14 protein-coding genes are annotated in these 16688 nt (G+C 45.0%); 8 read left to right on the forward strand and 6 right to left on the reverse strand.

The annotated features are described in order from the left end of the window. Positions 1-71 precede the first annotated feature (71 nt). Positions 72-566, reverse strand: a complete 495-nt coding sequence (locus FTD44_RS12835; RefSeq protein WP_222166819.1) for an IPExxxVDY family protein — start codon at positions 564-566, stop codon at positions 72-74. A 70-nt stretch (positions 567-636) separates the two neighbouring features. Here FTD44_RS12835 and FTD44_RS12840 point away from each other — a divergent pair, with 70 nt between their 5' ends. Both FTD44_RS12840 and FTD44_RS12845 read left to right on the forward strand, forming a co-directional pair. Beyond that, a complete protein-coding gene (locus FTD44_RS12840) occupies positions 637-1578 on the forward strand; it encodes an SPFH domain-containing protein (RefSeq protein WP_222166820.1) in 942 nt (313 codons plus the stop codon). Between the two features lie 29 nt (positions 1579-1607). After that, positions 1608-2114, forward strand: coding sequence for a hypothetical protein (locus tag FTD44_RS12845; protein WP_222166821.1), 507 nt, complete (start codon positions 1608-1610; stop codon positions 2112-2114). 68 nt (positions 2115-2182) lie between these two features. Here the strand turns inward: FTD44_RS12845 and FTD44_RS12850 are convergent, their stop codons facing one another. Continuing rightward, positions 2183-3619 (reverse strand): aminoacyl-histidine dipeptidase, encoded by a 1437-nt coding sequence (locus FTD44_RS12850; RefSeq protein ID WP_222166822.1) that lies wholly within the window; start codon positions 3617-3619, stop codon positions 2183-2185. Positions 3620-3764: 145 nt separating this feature from the next. On the opposite strand from FTD44_RS12850, the gene FTD44_RS16220 reads away from it, so the two are divergent. Together FTD44_RS16220 and hpt are read left to right on the forward strand one after the other, a co-directional pair. After that, positions 3765-5099: a MutS-related protein gene (locus tag FTD44_RS16220; protein ID WP_222166823.1), complete on the forward strand. Its 1335-nt coding sequence runs from the start codon at positions 3765-3767 to the stop codon at positions 5097-5099. A 39-nt stretch (positions 5100-5138) separates the two neighbouring features. After that, entirely contained in the window at positions 5139-5675 is a 537-nt protein-coding gene (gene hpt, locus FTD44_RS12860; RefSeq protein ID WP_129019775.1) for a hypoxanthine phosphoribosyltransferase, read from the forward strand. 10 nt (positions 5676-5685) lie between these two features. Here hpt and FTD44_RS12865 read toward each other — a convergent pair whose 3' ends face one another. Beyond that, entirely contained in the window at positions 5686-6159 is a 474-nt protein-coding gene (locus FTD44_RS12865; RefSeq protein ID WP_222166824.1) for a hypothetical protein, read from the reverse strand. Between the two features lie 116 nt (positions 6160-6275). Between FTD44_RS12865 and gcvH the strand changes: the two genes are divergently transcribed. Together gcvH and FTD44_RS12875 are read left to right on the forward strand one after the other, a co-directional pair. Beyond that, positions 6276-6653, forward strand: a complete 378-nt coding sequence (gene gcvH, locus FTD44_RS12870; protein WP_222166825.1) for a glycine cleavage system protein GcvH — start codon at positions 6276-6278, stop codon at positions 6651-6653. Between the two features lie 23 nt (positions 6654-6676). After that, positions 6677-7072, forward strand: coding sequence for a VanZ family protein (locus tag FTD44_RS12875; RefSeq protein ID WP_222166826.1), 396 nt, complete (start codon positions 6677-6679; stop codon positions 7070-7072). An 8-nt stretch (positions 7073-7080) separates the two neighbouring features. Here the strand turns inward: FTD44_RS12875 and FTD44_RS12880 are convergent, their stop codons facing one another. The 3 genes from FTD44_RS12880 to FTD44_RS12890 form a co-directional block, all read right to left on the reverse strand. Continuing rightward, positions 7081-7842: a phosphodiester glycosidase family protein gene (locus FTD44_RS12880; RefSeq protein WP_222166827.1), complete on the reverse strand. Its 762-nt coding sequence runs from the start codon at positions 7840-7842 to the stop codon at positions 7081-7083. Between the two features lie 11 nt (positions 7843-7853). After that, a complete protein-coding gene (locus tag FTD44_RS12885) occupies positions 7854-9197 on the reverse strand; it encodes a DEAD/DEAH box helicase (protein WP_129019770.1) in 1344 nt (447 codons plus the stop codon). Between the two features lie 109 nt (positions 9198-9306). Continuing rightward, complete coding sequence (locus tag FTD44_RS12890) at positions 9307-9807, reverse strand: TlpA family protein disulfide reductase (protein ID WP_222166828.1); 501 nt, start codon at positions 9805-9807, stop codon at positions 9307-9309. Positions 9808-9964: 157 nt separating this feature from the next. Here FTD44_RS12890 and FTD44_RS12895 point away from each other — a divergent pair, with 157 nt between their 5' ends. Both FTD44_RS12895 and FTD44_RS12900 read left to right on the forward strand, forming a co-directional pair. Continuing rightward, positions 9965-11560, forward strand: coding sequence for a DUF6029 family protein (locus tag FTD44_RS12895; RefSeq protein WP_222166829.1), 1596 nt, complete (start codon positions 9965-9967; stop codon positions 11558-11560). Between the two features lie 159 nt (positions 11561-11719). Then, positions 11720-16624 (forward strand): Ig-like domain-containing protein, encoded by a 4905-nt coding sequence (locus tag FTD44_RS12900; RefSeq protein WP_222166830.1) that lies wholly within the window; start codon positions 11720-11722, stop codon positions 16622-16624. Positions 16625-16688 lie beyond the last annotated feature (64 nt).

The raw sequence follows: 16688 nt of genomic DNA on the forward strand, positions 1-16688 counted from the left end.
AACCAAAATAATATAAAAAAATTTTTTTAAAAACATCTGGGGGGGGGGCCCCCCCCCCCCCCCAACACTTTTTATATAATCAGGTTAGACTTATGTTTCAGCTGATCAAGGGGCAAGACCGATACCCCTTCTATAGTGGGCAATTCCTGCAACCACTCCGTCAGTTCTTTATCCCGTATCCGGAAGTCTTCATCCTGTATCAGCAACAGATAATTCTGACTCTTGGATTCCGGCAGTAGATAATAACCATTGCGGTGATTGGTATATAACAGTATACCCAGATCGGTGTAGTGAAATACATGACGGTATACGAGGAAGTGAACCGGCTCATCCGGAGTATCGATGTGATCGAACAAGGTTCCGTTCAGTTGCGGTGCCTGGGGTACATCATAAATACGGCGTACATCTATATCGTCTGTCATTCTTCGCTGAAAACACAGACCCAGATAGGTTTCCAGCAGCCAGCATAAACGGGTGGGACTAGCATTGGTTTGCAGGCCCAGCAGCTGACAGTTGTCAAAAAAATCGTCTTCTATTTTGTCTAAATCAAGGGTTAGGAGCTCCACTGTATGCCTTCTTATAATATGCTGGCTAAAATTACTTATTTTAGCTGCATTAACACAAAAATATTCAATTATGTCTCCTACTTACATCATTCTCATTGTCATTGTACTCTTCCTGTTCACCTGTTTCGTTACCGTACGCCAGGGAACAGTAGCCGTGGTTACGGTATTCGGTAAGTTTCGTCGTGTATTACGCCCGGGGCTTAACTTTCGTATTCCCCTGATCGAGCAGATTTTTAAACGCATTTCCATCCAGAACAGATCGATAGAGCTGAAATTCCAGGCCATTACACAGGATCAGGCTAATGTAAACTTCTCAGCCATGCTGCTGTATGCCGTGTTCAACCAGGAAGAAGAAACCGTAAAAAGCGTAGCCTTCAAATTTATGGATGAGCGCAGCCTGATGCAGGCCCTGGTGCGTTCTGTAGAAGGTTCGGTAAGGGCATTCGTAGCTACCAAAAAGCAAAGTGAGATCCTGGCATTGCGTACAGAGATCATCCTGCACGTAAAAGAACAGCTGGACAAATCTCTGGAAGACTGGGGGTATCACCTGATCGATCTGCAGATCAATGACATTACATTCGATGAAGTGATCATGAAATCTATGGCACAGGTAGTAGCATCTAATAACCTGAAAGCCGCCGCCGAAAATGAAGGTCAGGCCTTACTCATCACCAAAACGAAAGGTGCAGAAGCAGAAGGTAATGCCATCAAGATTCAGGCAGAAGCAGAGCGCCAGGCAGCCCAGTTAAGAGGTCAGGGTGTGGCATTGTTCCGCGAAGAGGTGGCACATGGTATGGCAGCAGCTGCGAAAGAAATGGAGCAGGCCAACCTGGATGCCTCATTTATCCTGTTCTCTATGTGGACTGATGCGATCAAACACTTTGCAGAAAATGGCAAAGGCAATACGATCTTCCTGGATGGTAATGCCGATAATATGCAGCGCACACTGAAAGAAATGATGTCTATTGCGCAGGGCTCTTCTATCCTGTCTCAGGCTAAGCCTAAAGGGTAAGTAATCTGATCAATCTTAATTTTACTTTCATGAATAAGTTTGTATTACTCTGGATTATTGTGTTGGCTTTTGCCTGTAATAGTTCCTCTGCAAAACAAAAAAAAGCCGTTACAATCTCTTCAACAGAGCAGTTGCAAAGCATACGCAATATTGAACCCATAATACAATTCTGGAAATCTGTCTGTAAAGGTCGGCACCTGGAATATACAATAGAGGAGTATCGCGTATTGGAGCAGAAAGATGAGCAAACCGGTAAACCCTTTTGGATATTGCTTGGAGTGAGTAAAGACGGGCATTTGAGGATGGCAATGCAATTATTTGTTTCCGGGAAGGAAATACAGTTTACCAGTGCCTCCGTGGGAAAAGGAATGGTTATTTGCCAGGGTAAACCCCAGGTGTGTACTATACCCGGAATGATGGATGGGCAATGGACTTGCGCCAAAGAATGTGGTCCGGATTGTACTAAAATTGAATCTGTATTTTACAGCGATGAGGAACAAGACCAACTGCAGGCATTTATGAAAGAATTTAAATGAAGTAAGGGTACCTTGTTATAAAGCGAAAAGGCGGCCATTGGCCGCCTTTTCGCTTTATAACAAGGGTTTTATTTCTTTGGAATATTGCTCAGTATATCTTTCAGGAAAGACCAGAATTTCTGTGTAGAGCTTATATTGGCGCGCTCTTCAGGAGAGTGTGCTCCTTTAATGGTAGGACCAAAAGAGATCATTTCCATTTTAGGATAATGCGCTCCGATGATACCACATTCCAGTCCTGCGTGACATGCTTCTACATGAGGCTTGCTGCTGAATAATGCTTCATAACGCTGCTCCATTACTTTCAGAATAGAAGAGTCCGGGTTTGGTTTCCAGCCCGGATAATCACCAGAGGTAGATACACTCATCTCGGCCAGTTCGAATACCGATTGCAACTGCTCTGCTACTTGTACTTTGGTAGACGTAACGGAAGAGCGTGTCAGGCATTGGATAGACAAAGCACCTTCTTTCAGTTCTACGCGTGCAATATTGTTAGACGCTTCTACCAGTCCTGCGATATCAGGGCTCATACGGTATACGCCATTATGTAATGATTTCAGTACATACACGATCGTGTTGGAATCCTCTTTGGATAAGGCTTCTGCACCACCATCAATTTTTTTCAGGCTAATGGTTAAGCCCGGCTCCAGCGACTGGAATTCTTCCATCACCTCTGCCTTTAAGGCTTCAAACGCAGCGCTGTAATCGGCGAAATCGCCACAATAAAAGCTGGCTGTAGCTTCGCGCGGAATCGCATTGCGCAGACCGCCGCCATCGATGCTGATCAGCTGAATATCGTCGATTTCCAGGTGCAGAAAACGGCCCAGTAATACATTGGCATTACCCAGACCTTTATGAATATCCATGCCAGAGTGACCACCTTTCAGACCCGAAATAGTTATGCTTACCGCATCGCCATCACCTTCTGTCAGGTCATAGTTTTGCGTAGCCGTAACATCTACACCACCCGCACAGCCGATGCTAAATGCATCATCTTCTTCCGTATCCAGGTTCAGTAAAATGTCGCCTTCCAGCTGACCTGCCTGCAGGCCCAGTGCGCCGGTCATACCCGTTTCTTCATCTATCGTAAACAGCGCTTCCAGTGCAGGATGCGGAATGTCGTTTGATTCCAGGATGCTCATGATGGAAGCAACACCCAGTCCGTTATCAGCCCCTAATGTGGTGCCTTCTGCTTTTACCCAGTCTCCATCCACTTTCATGCGGATGCCCTCATTGTCAAAATCAAATACGGTATCATTATTTTTCTGGCATACCATATCCAGGTGCGATTGCAGAATCACCGCTTTACGGTCTTCCATGCCCGCAGTTGCCGGCTTTTTGATGATCACATTACCTACCTCATCTACTGATGTCGGCAAACCTAAATCAGTACCGAATTGTTTGATAAATTCAATAACACGTGCCTCTTTTTTAGAAGGACGGGGAATAGCATTCAGCTTGGAGAAATTCTTCCAGATAATCTGTGGTTCAATATTGCTTAATGGCATGACAGTTATGATTAATGATTGCATACAAAGGTAAAGGTTTGGAGTATACAGCGGATGAAGAAATTGTGGTCTCTGGCGGCCTTCAGAAATTTTTGGGAAAAAATCAAGTATTTTCGTCTTTGTAGCAGACCAAATCATATCCTAAGTGCACATTGATAATATAACCTTAAAAGACCTCTCTGTATTTACCGGTTCGGCCAATGTTTTTGACCTGATTAACCGCAGCACTACCCATCTGGGTACACGGCAGTTGCGTCACTTTCTGACACATCCCACCAGGCAGTATGAGGAGCTTATACAGCAGCAGGAGGCAGTGCAGTACTGGATGAGGCATCAGGATGTGTGGCCGGAGGTTATTTCTAATGGTACTATGGTGATGCTGCGCGAATTTTTTGAATCGAACGATGGATTGCACTATAAGCCAAGCTCATGGCTGTTTTCATTAGATGCCACTATCCAGAAGATCTTTAATAAAAATGCCTATTCTCTATTGCAGTTTTCGGTAATGCACCTGATAGACCTGGTAAAGGGTCTGGCTGCTTTTAATGCGATTGAAGATGAACATACACCTGCACTGGTCCTGCAGGCGCAGGAGACATTTGCTCATTTGCTGAGAGAGCCCATATGCCGTGAAATGCTGGATATGAATGAGCATACAGCTTTGCGTAAACTGATGCATGCCGGTTATAATGCCCGTCGTGGCCTGAAAAAATATATGACTACGGTATTTGACCAGTTTGCCCATATGGACGCCTGGTTTGGTATGGCTAAGGCTACGCTTGATCTGGGCTTTGTAATGCCGGAGATCAGTAATGAACAGGATATTAAACTGCAGGCCAGGCAACTGTTTCACCCATTGTTACAACAACCGGTAAGCTATGACATCGGGCTGGGGCAGGAGCAGTATATGTTATTCCTGACTGGGGCTAATATGTCAGGGAAGAGCACGCTGCTGCGCAGTCTGGGGCTGAGTGCATTGCTGGCACATATCGGAATGGGTGTGCCCGCAAAGGCATATTCTATCAGCTTCCTGGATGGCATCATCACCAATATGCAGGTAGAAGATAATATCTTCCTCGGCGAAAGTTACTTTTTTGCCGAAGTACAGCGTATGAAGCTGACTGCACAGAAAATACAGCAGAGCAACCGCCACCTGGTACTGATGGATGAGTTGTTTAAAGGCACCAATGTACATGATGCTTATGAATGCAGTAAGGCGGTCATCCAGCACCTGCTCCTGCACAAAAGCAACCTGCTGGCCTTGTCTACTCACCTGTACGAATTGTACGAGGAGCTGAAGCAGGAGCCGGGTATATTGTTCCGCTATTGTGAAACCGTTATTGATCCAAAAGGCAATTACCGTTTTACTTATGCCTTGAAAGAGGGAGTTTCCAACGACAAGATCGGCTTTATTGTATTGAAGAATGAAGGGGTGCTGGATCTGTTGACTTATAAAAAAGATAACGCAGGCTCTGTATAAAAAGGCTGTACCTTTGCAGCCATATATAGTTGATCAATAATGGATAAGATTACAGTACACGATAAACAGTTCGTACCCTATATTTCTGCTGCGGAGATTGATGCAGCCTGTGCACAGATTGCAGCACAGATCAGTGCCGATTATGCAGGCAAAAAACCTTTGTTTATTGCTATCCTCAACGGTTCGTTTTTATTTGCGGCCGATCTGTTTCGTAAATTGAATATTGAAGCGGAGATTTCTTTCATTAAACTGGCCTCTTATAAAGGCACTACCTCTACAGGTAAAGTCATTACCGCTATAGGTCTGGATGAACGCCTGAAAGACCGCCATATCATCCTGTTGGAAGATATACTGGATACCGGTCGTACCTTATTTAACTTTATGCCGGAACTGCAACAGCAAGGCCCCGCATCACTGAAGATCGCAACCCTGCTGACCAAGCCATCTGCCCGCCAGTTCGATATACAACCCGATTACCTGGGTTTCGAGATCCCGGATAAGTTTGTAGTGGGTTACGGATTAGATTATGATGGTTTAGGCCGTAACATTCCAAGTATTTATCAGCTGGCAGAATAAGCCAGCTTTTTTATTGGTCATAGACCAGCCGGAAGGCGACAGGAATATACAACATGCCTCCTCCCATTACCTGCCATTGCAGCAGATCTGTCTTGGAGAACGTGGGAGAGGATGCCCTGTACAAGGTGATTTGCATTACTTTTTGTTCTTTCGCCTGTAAGCGTATTATCTCCCTGCGATCATATGTCAGCCTGGAGTCATGGTAGAAAACCGCTTCAGGATAGTACAGCAGCGACTTTCCGGTTTGATTGCTGCAATAAAATTGCAAGGGGATGGTGTATTGGTTCGCATTTTTGGCCGCTGCAGGCAGGTGTGCTTCTACAGTGATGGTATAATTTGCTGTATCCCGGAGTTCGGGCCCCAGGATGATGATATTGTCCGGCAGCAGTACGGAGTCCCGGAATATCCGGACAGGAACGGATTGCTGTGCCGCGGCGCACTGGGCAATGCACAAAATGATACTATAGAACAGGTATCGGATCATGGGGTGGGGGTTATATAATCCAAGAGTTTAATAATGAAATTATATATTTATAAATTTGTTTCCAAGGAAATTTAAAAATTGTATTTTCGCAGCAAATATTAAAAACATAAATAGGTATGAACATTCCTGCTAATTTAAAGTACACTAAAGAACACGAATGGATTTCTTTAGATGGGGATATCGCTACTATCGGTATTACTGACTTCGCTCAGAAAGAATTAGGTGATATCGTATTCGTAGAAGTTGAAACTGTAGGACAGCAATTAGGCGCTCAAGAAGTTTTCGGTACTGTAGAAGCGGTAAAAACCGTATCTGATCTGTACTTGCCGGTTGCAGGTACCATACTGGAATTAAACGCTGACCTGGCTGCTGAGCCTGAAGCGGTAAACAGCGATCCATACGGTAACGGATGGATGGTAAAAGTAAAAGTAGATAGCATTGCTGATGTTGAAGCACTGTTAGATGCTGATGCTTACCAAAACCTGATCGGTTAATAACATAAAATACGACCACCAGAATGCGTCCTGTATTTGATTGGTTGGTACGGAATAAAATAAGAGCAGCCTGTCTGAGTATCGGATGGGCTGCTTTTATATTTGCAGGCTGTTTGCTGCCCGGCAAAGACGTACCCAGCCTGACTATTTTTCAATATGATAAACTGGTACACTTCGGCATATTTGCTGTCCTGTCCTTTCTGTGCCTTGCCGTGTATAAACACCCTGGCACTTTAAAGAATAGCCTTAAAGTATTGCTGATCTGTACGGCTTATGGTTATGCGGTAGAATTACTGCAGGGAAGCGGATTGGTTGAGGGCCGCAGCTGCGATCTGTATGATGCGCTGGCAGATAGTATAGGTGCACTGATCGGCATCCTGGTATTTCAGTTGTTCCGGAAACTGTGTGGCGAAAAGTAAGCCGTTTTTTATTTAGTAACTCCGATAATCACTCCGAAGTCTCCCGTTTTATCTTCATATCTCTGCTCGGGCAGATATGTTTTGCTGATGCCACCATCCAGGTATAAAGCATACTTACATCCCTTTTCCTGAAAATAGCGTGCAAAATCGTAAAATGTAATGAGCGATTTGGACATGGCAAACAGTACCTTGCCATCCGGCAGAATGCCCACTCCGTTACGGATATTGACATTCTGCGAGGCCTGGTCAAATGCAGTGTGAATCTTACCATCGATGACCAGCATAGGCCCGGATTGCGTTGCAAAACGCATGTCGGCCGATGGTTTAAATTTTTCGGTAAGCATGATCCCGGCTTTCCCCGAACGGGTGGTATAAAACACACCATTCGGTTTCAGATAGAAATTACCCTTACCACTGCGGGTATTTAATTTTCTTAAAGTCTTTCCGTTTTCTATATAAAGTCCCAGCGGACTATTGTCCTCCATGTACATACCGCCGTTCATCGCAAAGCGCAGGGATTTGCCCTCGGTCTGCAACCATTGGTCCAGGCTGTCGAAGCTTTTGAAGGTATGCTTCTGATCATCTCTCCAGTACATCTGTACCATTTTCGGTTCGGTCGTAAAGTCCAGGATGAAAGACTCATCCGCAGTAGACTCTGCGATCTTTTTCTTTACCGTTTTCTTCAGTTCTTTTACATCCTGTTCCGTTACCTGTCCGCAGGAGGTAAAGAGTAACAGCAGGCTGGAGATAATGCAGATGTAAGACCTCATAGCAGTCGGTATTAGCGGTTCAGGAACTGTTGCTTAATGATCTCCGGTTTGGCCTTTTTACCTTTGATACGCGCATCTTTGATCAGCGTATAGGTATGGGCAGCCTTGCTTTTACGGATGGCCACAAAAGCGCTGAAATCTTTCACCTCGATCAGACCGATATCTTCTTTTTTCAATTGGCCTACATTAGAAAGGAAGCCAACAATATCTATTTTATTGACTTTATCTTTCTTACCCAGGGGAACATAAACGGTTACCCATTTTGGTTTTTCAGGCAGTTCGTAAGGAGGGTTTAATTCAATCGTTTCAACCTCTTCGGTAATGTATGCCGGTAATTTCTCGTCCTGGCTCAGGACTAAGATAGCGGTACCACTGGCTTCCATACGTGCTGTACGGCCGTTACGGTGTGTATAGCTGTCTTCTGTAAGCGGCAGATGATAGTGGATGATATAACGGATGAATGGGATATCCAGTCCACGTGCAGCAAGGTCAGTTGTTACCAGCAGGCTGGTACTGCCATTACGGAATTTGCACAGGGCCGCATCACGGTCTCTCTGCTCCATAGCACCATGGTAGAACTCATTGATGATGCCTTTCTGCCATAACAGCTGGCTGGTGCGTTCAACCGATTCGCGGTGATTACAGAAGATGATGGTCGGTCTATTACCCAGGTGGCAGATCAGATCGAAAATAGTATTCAGCTTATCTCTGTCCGTACTGAGTACCTGTTTGATCGCCAGGGCCTCCGGTTTATTATCCTCGCTGAGGAAGTTTAATTCCTGTGGATCAACCAGGCCTGCATATTCAGGGATCTCCATAGAGCTGGTTGCGGAGGTGAGCATTTTATGCTGTACATTAGGCAGGCTGTCGATGATAAACTCTACTTCTTCCTGGAAGCCCAGTTCCAGTGTTTTATCAAATTCATCCAGCACCAGGTGCTTAATGTTTTCTGTTTTGAAATTACCACGACGGATGTGGTCGCAAAGCCTGCCTGGAGTACCTACTATAAGATAAGGTGCTTCGATCAGGTTATTCTCTTCGATCTCTCTTTTATGTCCGCCATAGCAACAGGTAATTTTCAGACCGGTACGCATTTGTTTAAATACCTTCTCGATCTGCATAGCCAGTTCACGGGACGGTACGACGATCAGCGCTTGTGTTTGCTGAACCGAAGTATCCAGTCTTTGCAGGATCGGCAACAGGAAGGCAAGGGTCTTGCCGGAACCGGTTGCGGAAAGCAGTACGACATGATCCTTCTCCTGAGTGGCAGCTATAGCTGCTTCCTGCATAGGATTCAGGTTATCAAATTCCATTGCTGTGAGGACGTCTGCGAGATTGAAAGTATATTGTGCCATAAATGTCTGAATTCAATTAATTGTTGCAAAACTAACTGATTCAGCCCGGATAAGCTAAAAAAGAGGCTTCCCGGTATGGAAAGCCTCTTTCTTAATATAATTGCATCGCTTATTTTCCTGCGATTTCTTTTACTTTTTCGTACAGTACATCTTCACCACCTTCTTCAAAACCAGTCTGCATATAGGCAACTTTACCGTCTTTGTCAACGATAACAGAGAATGGTACATTCTGGAAGTTTAAAGAACGTTTCAGATCAGAGTTAGGATCCAGGTATACCGGGAAGTCCCAGCCCTGAGATTTTGCGTAACTGCGTACCTGAGCCATTGCACGGGCATCATCAACCGAAACGGTCATATAGTTGAAATCAGGAGTTTCTGTTTTCCAGTCAGCCATTTTACCTCTGATGTTTTTGATTTCCTTTTTACAAGGAATACACCATGTAGCCCAGAAACTGATCAGGGTAACTTTTCCTTTTTCTACTGTAGTGTTGAACGCTACTGCTTTGCCGTTCATGTCTTTAACTTTCGTGTCAGGCAGGGAAGAACCTTCCTGAGCGTTTACCTGAAAAGCAAGTGTAATAGCCGCTACAAGCGCAAGTATCTTTTTCATTTAAAAGAATAATTAATGGTTATTTAATTTAGGATTTCAAATATAGTAAAAATGCACTACTTTAGCCTATCGTTTTCGTTTTTTCATTTTATTAACTATTATAAGATGGATGAAAAGCGATAAAGTTTAACCTAATTTAAAAAATAAGTACCAAGCAATGGGTCAGAAATTACCTATACTTTTAAGCTCGCTGCTCCTGGCGGGTACCGCAGCTACTGCACAGAATCAGAACAGTGGTGTTTTTTCCGGTGATCTGATGACCAATGTCAACTTCTTTAACAGAGACACTGCGATCAACGCTTCGGGCAACCCTTTGTATGATAACCTGCTGAGTGGTGGAGAAAGCTGGCTGAGCCTTCGTTATTCCAATTATGGGTTTACCGGTTACCTGAGAATGGATGCCTTCCATAACTCTAACCTGCGTTTTCCTACCCAGCCGACAACCGGTTTCGGTATTGGTGCGTGGAGTATCAGTAAAGAATTTCAGAAATTGAGCATCACCGGCGGTTATATCTACGACCAGATTGGTAGCGGTATTATCTTCCGTGCGTACGAAGATCGTGGTCTGCTGATCGATAATGCACTGGTGGGCTTAAGATTAAAGTATGACCTTACCGATAATATCTCCGTTAAAGCCTTTACCGGACAACAGAAGAACCTGTTTGACCGTTATTCGCCGATCATAAAAGGGATCAACTTTGAAGGTAGCTTCTCCATAAAAGATAAAGTGTTTTTCAACCCTGGTATTGGTGCGGTGAACCGTACTATGGATAAAAGCAGTATGGATGCGGTTATTACCCGTATCAATGCCTTGCCTTTAGAAGAGCGTAAAGAACCTAAATACAATATGTATGCGCTTACGGCATACAATATGCTATCTGCCGGCAACTTCTCCTGGTATGTAGAAGGAGCGTATAAGAGTCAGGAAGCATTTAATGATTATAATGGCGGTATCCAGGTAAATGACGGTAGTTTGTTCTATACCAATATGAGCTATGCCGTTAAAGGGCTTGCAGCGAATGTTACCGCAAAGAGAACGCAGAACTTTGTAATGCGTACCTCACCTTCCGAATCTGCAAACTTCGGTATGGTTAACTGGCAGCCGATTGTAGCACAGATCCGCCCGCAGCGCCTTATTGCCCGTTATACACCGCAATCCCTTGACTGGAGCGAGCTGGCACTGGGCGGTAATATCCTGTATTCTCCTAATGATGAATACGATTTCAATGTAAGCTATACCCATATCAATACAATCGAAAAACTGAAATTGTACCGTGAGGCTTATTTCGAGACCAATATCCGCAGTATTAAAAATGTACGTTTGCAATTAGGTTTGCACTATATGAATTACAATCAGGAATACTACCAGTTCAAACCTGGACATCCGATGGTAAAAGCACTTACACCGTTTGCTGAATTTGCGTACAAACTGTCCCCAAAAAGATCGATCACCGTGCAGGCGCAGTACATGGATACGAAGCAGGATTTCGGTAGCTGGGCTTTCCTGCAGGTAGAGTATGCTTTAGCCCCTAAATGGTCTTTTGCAATCTCTGATATGTACAACATCAAGCCTTCTACTGCAACAGCGAAAAAAGAGCACTATTACAATGCGTTTGTGGCTTATACAAAAGGAGCACACCGCTTCTCTGCAGCCTGGGTAAAACAAGTAGAAGGTATTAACTGTACCGGTGGGGTATGTCGTTATGAACCGGCATTCAACGGCTTTAAATTGATGATTACCTCCAGTTTTTAGTAAAAAAGGAATAAAAGACATCATAGAAAATCGAAAGGTTGGCGCAAGCCAGCCTTTTTTCATTAATATATTTTTTCTGTAGTAAATGTTAAAAATTGTGCATTTGCATTTATATATTTACACCACAACTATATGAACAAAAGTATAATTTGATTAACTATGAGGAAGAGACTTTTACTTGCATTCGCTCTAATTGCGTATGTACAAAGTATTTACGCAGCGTATGTTCCGTTTACCCTAACCAGCGGGTATAATGCGGATGTTGTGGTCAACGGAGTGGGGACCGGACTGGCTACAACCACTTCAGATGTGGATGGCGTCAGTTACGCTTTTGTGGCGCAAGGCTGGCAGCAGACAGCAAGCAGTACACCACTTGCATGGGGCTTCCCGGCATCGGGGGTAGTGAACAGTACCGTGGCAGCCACACCAGGTCTGTATTTTAACCTGGCCTCCTACAGCAGCAATAACAGTGTGCGCATCCCGACCAACGGGACTTCTGCCACTATGGTATTCTCCAATAACGTGGCGGCTAAGAATATATTTTTACTGATGACTTCAGGAAGTGGCACCAGCTACTTTACCGGACAGATCAACTTTACAGATGGTACCAATCAGCCCATCTCTACAGCGACCATTATTCCGGATTGGTTTGGTAGTACAGCACAACCTGTTGCCTTGCTGGGTTTTGGCCGTATCAACCGTTCTACAGACGCGCTGGAAGCCAATACATCAGACCCGAGATTATATCAGATCACCGTTGCGGTCTTACCGGCCAACCAGAGCAAGCTGGTTGCGAGTGTACAAATCAACAAAGACAATACGAGTTCATCCACATCAGTGATCAATGTGTTTGCGGCAAGTGCCGAAATCGTGACCACTAACGATGCCGGAGTATCTCAGTTAACGGCTCCTGTATATTTCTGTCAGGGCAGTAATCAGGTAAAAGTAAAAGTGAAAAACTACGGTAATACTGTGATCAATAACCTGCAGGTACAATGGCAGCTGAACGGGGTGGCACAAACACCATACAGTCTTACCTTACCGTTAGATACCGTTGGTGGTACAGGGCTTAATGAGCGCGAGGTAACCCTGGGTGCTTATACCTTTACCGGTGCAGCCGTAACCTTCAAGTCATGGACCGCATTGCCTAATGGTGGTTCTGATGGTTTTGTATCCAATGATACTTTGGGTGCTACACTACAGGCTTCCTTATCCGGTACTTATACCATCAACAGTGCTGCCGCTACCGGTGGTAGCAACTTTGCCAGCTTTACAGCCCTGGCCAATACCTTAATGACTTACGGTATGTGCGGACCTGTAGTGGTAAATGTTGTTTCTGGATCTGGTCCTTATAACGAGATATTTAGTCTGGGTAATGTACCAGGATCAAGCGCTACCAATACCTTGCGTATAAATGGTAGTGGTGCTACTGTTCAATTTACCAACACAGCTACACAGCGTCAGTTGCTGACCCTATCGGGCACACAGTATACACGCATTGACAGCCTTACCTTTAAAGCGCTGGCTACCGATTATGGCTGGGGTGCCTTACTGACCAGCAACTGTGTTTTTGACTCCATAACCCGCTGTACATTTGACCTGACGGCAATTACAAGCACCTTATCAGCGAATAGTAGCGGTATCGCTATGTCGGGGTCTAATAGCTCTGCAGTCACTACCGGAACCAATGCGACCAACTGCTTTATCTCCGGGAACTACATTAAGGGTACTACCGGTAGCGGAGGTCCTTATTATACCTTAACCATGACAGGTGTAAACAGTAACAATATTATTCGCGGTAATAAGGTTGAAAACTTTTATTTATATGGAATATATATTACCGGTGCAGGTCTGAATAATATTATTGAAAATAACGAGGTGCAAAGGGCAACGAAAACCACGACCAGTACTTTTTACGGTATTTATCTCGGATCGTCAACTGCTGGCGGTATCGTGCGCAACAATCGCATTCACTCTCCTTATGGCGGTACAGTGGCAAATACAAACTCTGTATATGCCATTTATAATACCGGATATGGAGGTACCAGCACCAGTCCTGCTCAGATCTATAACAATGTAATATATAACATTAACCAGGGTGGTTCTATCTATGGTGTTTACCACATCAGCTCGGCGCAATATTGTATGTATTACCATAATACCATCGACATAAGCAAAATACTGACCGGTACTTCTACCAACTATGGTATCTATCTTACCGGTACCAATACCGGCTCTGAGGCGAAGAACAATATCATAAGCATTACCGGAGGTACTTTAGGTACGAAGTACGGCTTCTACTACAGTACTGCAGCCAGTATCTCTTCTGCCTTGAAGAATAATATTTATGTCAATTCTACACAAACAGGTACACAGAACTACGGGTACTATACTGCAGCTTACGCAACGCAGTCTGCCTTCCAGACAGCATATCCTGCATTTGAGCCAGGCTCGCCGGCTGTAGATCCGCAGTTTGTTGCTCCTAATGCCGGCAACTTTACGCCTGCAAATACAGCTTTGGTTGGTGCCGGTGTAAACCTTACTGCTTCTGTTGCTTCAGATATTAACGGAACCCTGCGTAATAATCCTCCTACCATTGGTGCCTTTGAAGTGGTAACCGGTGCGAATAACGCTTCTTTACCAGCATTAATTACGCCGACAGGTAACTTCTGTCCGGGTAGCCAGGCCGTAAAAGTAGTGGTGAAAAACTCTGGCGCGAATGCAATCACTTCGGTGCAGATCAACTGGAAAATAAACGGGGTAACACAAACACCATATGCATGGACCGGAACACTGGTTCCTGCTACAGCTACAACAGGTGCTAATACGGATACTGTAGTAATCGGTAACGGTACCTTCCCTGCCGGTGCAAACAGCCTGGTGGTATGGACTACTGTGCCTAATGGTACTACAGATTCTGATCCGACAAATGATACTTTAAATGCAACCATAACTCCTGCAAACTTTACGATCTCTTCTACTGCAGATACGATCTGTGCGAGCGGTACTGCAACGATGCAATTATCCCCGGCAACCGGCTATGCCGCAAATGCACTGCAATGGCAGGTTTCGGCAGATAATGGTGCAACCTGGGCTGATATTGCCGCTGCAAATACTACTTCGTATGCTGCAACAGGTCTTGCCGCTTCGCGTTGTTACAGAGTGAAAATTATTACCGGCGGCACCAACTGCTTCAGTCCGGTAAAATGCATCCGACTGGATACCGTAGCCATTCTGACCACTACACCAGCCGCCCGTTGCGGTACGGGTACGGTAAGCCTGAATGCGACTGCCCGTCCGGGCAATACCATTAAATGGTATGCTGCATCAACCGGTGGTACTGCATTGGGTACCGGTGGTACATTTGTAACACCTTCTATTGCGACAACAACAACTTACTATGTAGAGGCTGCTATCGGTGCAACAGCATCAGGTTGTGTAACGGCGACCCGTACAGCTGTAATTGCAACGGTGAATGCCGCTCCTGCTGTTAACCTGGGTAACGATACCTTCCTGTGTCCGTCTGCAACCATTAACCTGAATGCAACGACAACCGGCGCTACTTACCTGTGGAGCACCGGCGCTACTACCGCAACGATTGCAGTAACCACTACCGGTACGTACCATGTAGCCGTAACGGGAACGAATAGTTGTGTGAAGAGAGATACCATCGTGATCAGTACCGGTACTAACCCTACTAATCCGCTACCGGCTACAGCCAACCTGTGTCAGGGCAGCAACATTACCTTAAATGCAGGTAATGCAGGTAGTACCTATATCTGGAATGGCGGTGCAACGACACAAACACTTAATGTAACTGCCGCGGGCACTTATAGCGTAACCATTAAAAATACCCAGGGTTGTTCTATTACTACACCGGGTACTGTGGTGACTACGATACCTGCTCCGGTGGTAAACCTGGGTAATGATACCTCTATTTGTGCAACGGCATCTCTGACGCTTAATGCCACAAATGCCGGTGCAAGCTATGCCTGGAATACAGGTGCCACTACACCGACTATTACAGTCAATACAGCTGGTTCATACCGTGTGGTTGTAACGGGCAGCAATACCTGTGTTAAACGTGATACGATTATTGTAACCCTTAAACCAACACCAACCAATGTGCTGCCAGCAGCGCTCGATCTGTGTCAGGGCAGCAGCACTACACTGAATGCGGCTAATACCGGTGCTACTTATTTATGGAATACCGGTGCAACGACACAATCAATCAATGTCAACAGCGGCGGTACTTATAGCGTAACCATCACCAATGCGATTGGTTGTAGCCGTACTACTACCGGTACTACCGTAACCATGAGAGCTTTGCCGGTGGTTAACCTCGGACCGGATACTATCGTATGTAATCATGCTACTTATGTGCTGGATGCGGGTAATGCAGGAGCAAGCTATTCCTGGAATACCAGTGCAACAACACAAACCATTAACCCGATTGCAACCGGAACATACTCTGTTGAAGTGACGAACAGTTATAGCTGTAAAGGTCGCGATACGGCACTGGTTTCTTTCTTCGATGATCCTACTATAGATGGCTTTAACTTCATTCCGATGTTTAACCAACAACTGGGTATGGTACAGTTCCAGCCATTGAATCCTCAGTTTGTAACTAGTTATAGCTGGGATTTCGGAGATGGTTCTGCAGTATCCACACAGGCTAATCCGTCTCATGTGTATGCAACATCCGGTTTGTATAATGTAACCTTGACTGCCTCTAATCACTGCGGTACTATGGATACCAGCCTGGTTATTGATGTAGATCTGCTGGCGACTTCTGTTAAGAAAGTAAATCCTGAACTGGCTAATATCAAACTGTATCCTAATCCGGTACAGCAGGGTACACTGACTATTGAAAATGCCGCTACAGGTGTGAAAATGGAAAGTATCCAGATGATCAATATGCTGGGCCAGGTTATGCTGCAGGTAAAAGCAGATGGCCAGACGAAACAATTCATTACCACGAATGATCTCGCAGCCGGAACTTATATCGTGCATATCCATACCAATAAAGGAATGGTTGTACGTAAAATACAAGTGATCCGATAAGAGTATATACTGTTTTACTTAAAAGAGAGGAGCCTGCAAAGGCTCCTCTCTTTTTGTATGCGCT

The organism is Edaphocola aurantiacus, from assembly GCF_019797745.1.
GTDB lineage: Bacteria > Bacteroidota > Bacteroidia > Chitinophagales > Chitinophagaceae > Edaphocola > Edaphocola aurantiacus.

What these genes read in the sequence shown, in the direction of transcription:
- FTD44_RS12840 (WP_222166820.1), top strand. Translation starts at nt 637, where the DNA reads ATGTCTCCTACTTACATCATTCTCATTGTCATTGTACTCTTCCTGTTC.
- FTD44_RS12845 (WP_222166821.1), top strand. Translation starts at nt 1,608, where the DNA reads ATGAATAAGTTTGTATTACTCTGGATTATTGTGTTGGCTTTTGCCTGT.
- FTD44_RS12850 (WP_222166822.1), bottom strand. Translation starts at nt 3,619, where the DNA reads ATGCCATTAAGCAATATTGAACCACAGATTATCTGGAAGAATTTCTCC.
- hpt (WP_129019775.1), top strand. Translation starts at nt 5,139, where the DNA reads ATGGATAAGATTACAGTACACGATAAACAGTTCGTACCCTATATTTCT.
- FTD44_RS12865 (WP_222166824.1), bottom strand. Translation starts at nt 6,159, where the DNA reads ATGATCCGATACCTGTTCTATAGTATCATTTTGTGCATTGCCCAGTGC.
- gcvH (WP_222166825.1), top strand. Translation starts at nt 6,276, where the DNA reads ATGAACATTCCTGCTAATTTAAAGTACACTAAAGAACACGAATGGATT.
- FTD44_RS12875 (WP_222166826.1), top strand. Translation starts at nt 6,677, where the DNA reads ATGCGTCCTGTATTTGATTGGTTGGTACGGAATAAAATAAGAGCAGCC.
- FTD44_RS12880 (WP_222166827.1), bottom strand. Translation starts at nt 7,842, where the DNA reads ATGAGGTCTTACATCTGCATTATCTCCAGCCTGCTGTTACTCTTTACC.
- FTD44_RS12885 (WP_129019770.1), bottom strand. Translation starts at nt 9,197, where the DNA reads ATGGCACAATATACTTTCAATCTCGCAGACGTCCTCACAGCAATGGAA.
- FTD44_RS12890 (WP_222166828.1), bottom strand. Translation starts at nt 9,807, where the DNA reads ATGAAAAAGATACTTGCGCTTGTAGCGGCTATTACACTTGCTTTTCAG.
- FTD44_RS12895 (WP_222166829.1), top strand. Translation starts at nt 9,965, where the DNA reads ATGGGTCAGAAATTACCTATACTTTTAAGCTCGCTGCTCCTGGCGGGT.
- FTD44_RS12900 (WP_222166830.1), top strand. Translation starts at nt 11,720, where the DNA reads ATGAGGAAGAGACTTTTACTTGCATTCGCTCTAATTGCGTATGTACAA.